Below are 5,028 nucleotides of genomic sequence, written 5' to 3'. Positions count from 1 at the left end.
CCCGGCCACCGTGGCCGGGCCCCGCTCCGTCGTCCGTCCTCACTCAGGCGTCGCGGTACTCGTCGCCCCACACCTCGACCGTGTCGGCCGCCCGGTCGAACGCCTCCGTACGGGACAGGAAGTCCGCGTTGTGGTCGGTGAGCAGCGCCAGGGGTTCACCCTGACGGCGTACCACGACCAGCGCCTGCCCCTGCACGGTACGGGGCAGTCCCAGCCAGCGCACCGGCTGCTGGACCGTACGGACGGCCGTGGCCTGGTTCCACGGCAGGGTCGTCGTACGGAGCAGGCTCACGCGCCGCACCCCGTGGCGGCTCACCCACGCGCCGATCCGCAGCATGCGCAGCGCGACGGCGATGCCCACGGCCGCGACGCCCAGGCAGAACATCGCCCCGGACATCTCGCCGGCGAAGGCGGTGATCATCGCGGCGAGCAGAACGAACGAGGCCAGCAGCAGGAGCAGCGCCGAGGCCACCACCCGCCAAGGGCCCGGGCGGTACGGACGCCGCCAATGATCATGATCGTCGAAGGGCAGTGCGACATCGTCGGTGGTCGCGTCAAACGCCCGGTCGGCCGTCAGGAAGGGCAGGGGCACGACTGATCCTCACTCACAAGCACGCTCGATTGCTGTGCCCGGTGAGGTTATCGATCACGCCCTCGCCCGGACCACCCCAGGGGGGCCGGATGTGTCAGCGGCCCTGTGATGCTTCCGACTGCTGGCTGTGCCCGGACGACTGCGCGGTGCCCAGCGCCGGCATTCCGAAGAGCAGCGCACCGGTGAAACCGGCCGCGATGGTGAGCCCGATCAGCGTACGGCCCATGAGCTGCGGAACACTGGCGCGTGGTCGGGGTGGGGGAGTGACATTACTGCGGAAGCGGTCGGCCTCGGCGACGAATGTGAACGGGACGGCCTCTCGCCGGCGGAACATGGAGGGACTCCTCCTTGCGTCTTGTGCGGTCGTGGTGTGTAACGCCGCTGGTGTGTCGATTGCTACTTCCTAGGACGAACAACAGCGCCATTCGGTGCCCGAATTCCCCGGATTGGCCGAGGAACACCAGGAGCGGCCCGCGCTGTCCGTCACTGTCAGTGCCGCGCCGTAGAGTGGGCGCCGCCCGAGCGATGCGACTGGAAGGACCCCGCCGGTGAGCGACACCCCCGCCGAGACCAAACCGAGCTTCCGCAGCGATGTCACCGTGGAGCTGGTGAAGCACGCCGCAGGCGACTCCGACGTGCTGTGGGCCGCGCGCGTCTCCACCGCAGGTGAGCACTCCCTCGAAGAGCTGACGAAGGACCCCGAGCGTTCGAAGGGCCTCATCAACTTCCTGATGCGGGACCGCCACGGCAGCCCGTTCGAGCACAACTCGATGACCTTCTTCATCAGCGCGCCGATCTTCGTCTTCCGCGAGTTCATGCGCCATCGCGTCGGCTGGTCGTACAACGAGGAATCCGGCCGCTACCGCGAGCTTCAGCCGGTCTTCTACGTCCCGGGACAGGACCGCAAGCTCGTCCAGCAGGGCCGCCCCGGCAAGTACGAGTTCGTGGCCGGGACCGAGGTCCAGCAGGCCCTCACGGAGCGCACGCTGGAGAACTCGTACATCCAGGCGTACGAGGCGTACCAGGAGATGCTGGCGGCGGGAGTGGCCCGCGAGGTGGCCCGCGCGGTGCTGCCGGTCGGTCTCTTCTCCTCGATGTACGCCACGTGCAACGCGCGCTCGCTGATGCACTTCCTCGGACTGCGCACGCAGCACGAGCAGGCGAAGGTGCCGTCCTTCCCGCAGCGGGAGATCGAGATGGTCGGCGAGCGGATGGAGGAGCACTGGGCAACGCTCATGCCGCTCACTCACGCGGCTTTCAACATGAATGGCCGCGTGGCTCCGTAACGGAGGACAGCCCTAGGGCGGACTGGGCTCCAGAGGCCTTCCCCCGCCGCCGGAGAGCCGCCGGGAGCCCGCTCGCGACCCGTCCGGGGCACAGATGTACGGTCGGTGGAGAGAAGTGTCCGGATTGCGGCGTTTCGGAGAGTTCATCTACGCTGATCGAACGGACCCGGCACTGCCTGAACCCCCGAGCAGGCAGTGCCGGGCTCCTCTTGTCCCGTCCCCCAAGGGGACACGGCGAGCTGAGCAGCGAGTAGCGTGTTACCCATGGCTCCGATCTCCACTCCGCAGACCCCCTTCGGGCGGGTCCTCACCGCCATGGTCACGCCCTTCACGGCTGACGGCGCACTCGACCTCGACGGTGCCCAGCGGCTCGCCGTCCATCTGGTGGACGCAGGCAACGACGGCCTGGTCCTGAACGGCACCACCGGTGAGTCGCCGACCACCAGTGATGCGGAGAAAGACCAGCTCGTACGGGCCGTCCTGGAGGCCGTAGGAGACCGGGCCCACGTTGTCGCCGGCGTCGGCACCAACGACACCCGGCACAGCCTGGAGCTGGCCCGCGCGGCCGAACGCGCCGGAGCGCACGGCCTCCTGGCGGTGACCCCGTACTACAACAAGCCGCCGCAGGAAGGACTCCTGCGACACTTCACCGCCATCGCCGACGCCACCGGCCTGCCGGTCATGCTCTACGACATCCCCGGCCGCAGCGGTGTCCCCATCGACACCGAGACGATCGTCCGGCTGGCGCAGCACCCGCGGATCGTCGCCAACAAGGATGCCAAGGGCGACCTCGGCCGCGCGAGCTGGGCCATCGCCCAGACCGGCCTCGCCTGGTACTCCGGCGACGACATGCTCAACCTCCCGCTGCTCTCCGTCGGCGCGGTCGGATTCGTCTCCGTCGTCGGCCACGTGGTCACCCCGGAGCTGTGCGCCCTGCTCGACGCCCACCTCACCGGTGACGTCCAGAAGGCCACGGAGATCCACCAGAAGCTGCTGCCGGTCTTCACCGGCATGTTCCGTACGCAGGGTGTGATCACCACCAAGGCCGCCCTCACCCTGCAGGAGCTGCCGGCCGGACCGCTGCGCCTCCCGCTCGTCGAGCTGTCGGCCCATGAAACGGCCCAGCTCAAGATCGATCTGGCCGCCGGCGGGGTACAGCTCTAATCACAGACTTCACAACTGAATACGCGAAGACATCAGATCAAGATCACGACCAGTAATCGACGGTCGTGGTCATGACCGACACGTCGGTACACACAGACAACTGCAAGTGCACGAATGTCATGCGCGCCACGTGCCTCAGCGGTACGTGGCGCGTGTGGTGAGGAGAGTTCTTTTGAGTCATCCGCATCCTGAGCTCGGCGCCCCGCCGAAGCTGCCCAAGAACGGCCTGCGCGTCACCCCGCTCGGCGGTCTGGGCGAAATCGGCCGGAACATGACGGTCTTCGAGTACAACGGCCGTCTGCTCATCGTCGACTGCGGCGTCCTCTTCCCGGAGGAGGAGCAGCCCGGCATCGACCTGATCCTGCCGGACTTCACCACCATCAGGGACCGTCTCGACGACATCGACGGGGTCGTGCTCACGCACGGCCACGAGGATCACATCGGTGGCGTCCCGTACCTGCTCCGGCTGAAGCCCGACATCCCCCTGATCGGCTCCAAGCTGACCCTCGCACTGATCGAGGCGAAGCTCCAGGAGCACCGCATCCGCCCGTACACCCTTGAGGTCACGGAGGGGCACCGCGAGCGCATCGGCCCGTTCGACTGCGAATTCGTCGCGGTCAACCACTCCATCCCGGACGCCCTTGCGGTCGCCATCCGCACCCCCGCGGGCATGGTCGTCCACACGGGCGACTTCAAGATGGACCAGCTCCCGCTGGACCGCAGGCTCACCGACCTGCCCACCTTCGCCAAGCTCGGCGAGGAGGGCATCGACCTGCTGCTCTCGGACTCCACCAACGCGGAGGTGCCGGGCTTCGTCCCGCCGGAGCGGGACATCTCCAACGTCCTGCGCCAGGTCTTCGGGAGCGCCCAGAAGCGGATCATCGTGGCGAGCTTCGCCAGCCACGTCCACCGCATCCAGCAGATCCTCGACGCCGCGCACGAATACGGCCGGAGGGTCGCCTTCGTCGGCCGTTCGATGGTCCGCAACATGGGCATCGCCCGTGACCTGGGCTACCTGAGGGTGCCGCCGGGCCTGGTCGTCGACGTCAAGACCCTCGACGACCTCCCCGACAGTGAAGTGGTCCTGGTCTGTACGGGCTCCCAGGGCGAACCGATGGCCGCGCTCTCCCGGATGGCCAACCGCGACCACCAGATCCGGATCGTCCAGGGCGACACGGTGATCCTGGCGTCGTCCCTGATCCCGGGCAACGAGAACGCGGTCTACCGCGTGATCAACGGCCTGACCAGGTGGGGCGCGAACGTCATCCACAAGGGCAACGCCAAGGTCCATGTCTCGGGCCACGCCTCGGCCGGCGAACTGCTGTACTTCTACAACATCTGCAAGCCCAGGAACCTGATGCCGGTCCACGGCGAATGGCGCCATCTGAGGGCCAACGCCGAACTGGGCGCACTGACGGGGGTCCCCAAGGACCACATCGTCATCGCGGAGGACGGCGTCGTCGTGGACCTGGTCGACGGCAAGGCCAGGATCGTGGGCAAGGTCCAGGCCGGCTACGTCTATGTCGACGGCCTCTCTGTCGGCGACGTGACGGAGACATCCCTCAAGGACCGCCGCATCCTGGGCGACGAAGGCATCATCTCGGTCTTCGTGGTGGTCGACTCGACCACCGGCAAGGTCGTCGGCGGCCCGCACTTCCACGCGCGTGGCTCCGGCATCGAGGACGCCGCGTTCTCGGCCGTGCTGCCCAAGGTGGAAGAGGTCATCGCCAGGTCGGGTTCGGACGGTGTGGCGGAGCCGCACCAGATCCAGCAGCTCGTCCGCCGCACGGTCGGCAAGTGGGTCTCCGACACCTACCGCCGGCGCCCGATGATCCTCCCCGTGGTGGTCGAGGTCTGACGGTTCGACGCGGTACGTGGAGCGGGGGGGCGGGGTTTTGGTGGGGGGCCCCCCCCCCCCGAACGTTTATGGGCCACCCCAAAACGGCCACCCCGGGTTTGAATTTGGCCGGGGTTGAACCCCCGGGG

At 68.0% G+C, this 5,028-nt stretch carries 5 protein-coding genes; 3 read left to right on the top strand and 2 right to left on the bottom strand.

Annotation, left to right across the window (positions count from 1 at the left end; translation table 11 throughout):
• Nucleotides 1–43: 43 nt before the first annotated feature.
• Nucleotides 44–592: a hypothetical protein gene (locus tag ACFXPL_RS26680; protein WP_384924263.1), complete on the bottom strand. Its 549-nt coding sequence runs from the start codon at nt 590–592 to the stop codon at nt 44–46.
• Nucleotides 593–686: 94 nt separating this feature from the next.
• Nucleotides 687–926, bottom strand: a complete 240-nt coding sequence (locus ACFXPL_RS26675; RefSeq protein WP_384924261.1) for a hypothetical protein — start codon at nt 924–926, stop codon at nt 687–689.
• A gap of 214 nt (nt 927–1,140) precedes the next feature.
• Here ACFXPL_RS26675 and thyX point away from each other — a divergent pair, with 214 nt between their 5' ends.
• The 3 genes from thyX to ACFXPL_RS26660 all read left to right on the top strand — a co-directional run bounded on the left by thyX (nt 1,141) and on the right by ACFXPL_RS26660 (nt 4,900).
• Nucleotides 1,141–1,878 (top strand): FAD-dependent thymidylate synthase, encoded by a 738-nt coding sequence (gene thyX, locus ACFXPL_RS26670; RefSeq protein WP_384924259.1) that lies wholly within the window; start codon nt 1,141–1,143, stop codon nt 1,876–1,878.
• A gap of 264 nt (nt 1,879–2,142) precedes the next feature.
• Nucleotides 2,143–3,042 (top strand): 4-hydroxy-tetrahydrodipicolinate synthase, encoded by a 900-nt coding sequence (gene dapA, locus ACFXPL_RS26665; protein ID WP_384924257.1) that lies wholly within the window; start codon nt 2,143–2,145, stop codon nt 3,040–3,042.
• A 172-nt stretch (nt 3,043–3,214) separates the two neighbouring features.
• The gene (locus tag ACFXPL_RS26660; RefSeq protein WP_384924255.1) at nt 3,215–4,900 is read left to right on the top strand and encodes a ribonuclease J; all 1,686 of its coding nucleotides are present in this window, start codon (nt 3,215–3,217) and stop codon (nt 4,898–4,900) included.
• The last annotated feature ends 128 nt before the right edge of the window (nt 4,901–5,028 follow it).

The organism is Streptomyces sp. NPDC059092 (assembly GCF_042756365.1).
GTDB lineage: Bacteria > Actinomycetota > Actinomycetes > Streptomycetales > Streptomycetaceae > Streptomyces.
The sequence above is the reverse complement of the archived record's forward strand: the minus strand, read 5'-3'. Positions and strand labels throughout refer to the sequence as shown.

Bases quoted from the DNA above. Each gene is read 5' to 3' on its own strand.
- ACFXPL_RS26675 (WP_384924261.1), bottom strand. From the start codon at position 926: ATGTTCCGCCGGCGAGAGGCCGTCCCGTTCACATTCGTCGCCGAGGCC.
- dapA (WP_384924257.1), top strand. From the start codon at position 2,143: ATGGCTCCGATCTCCACTCCGCAGACCCCCTTCGGGCGGGTCCTCACC.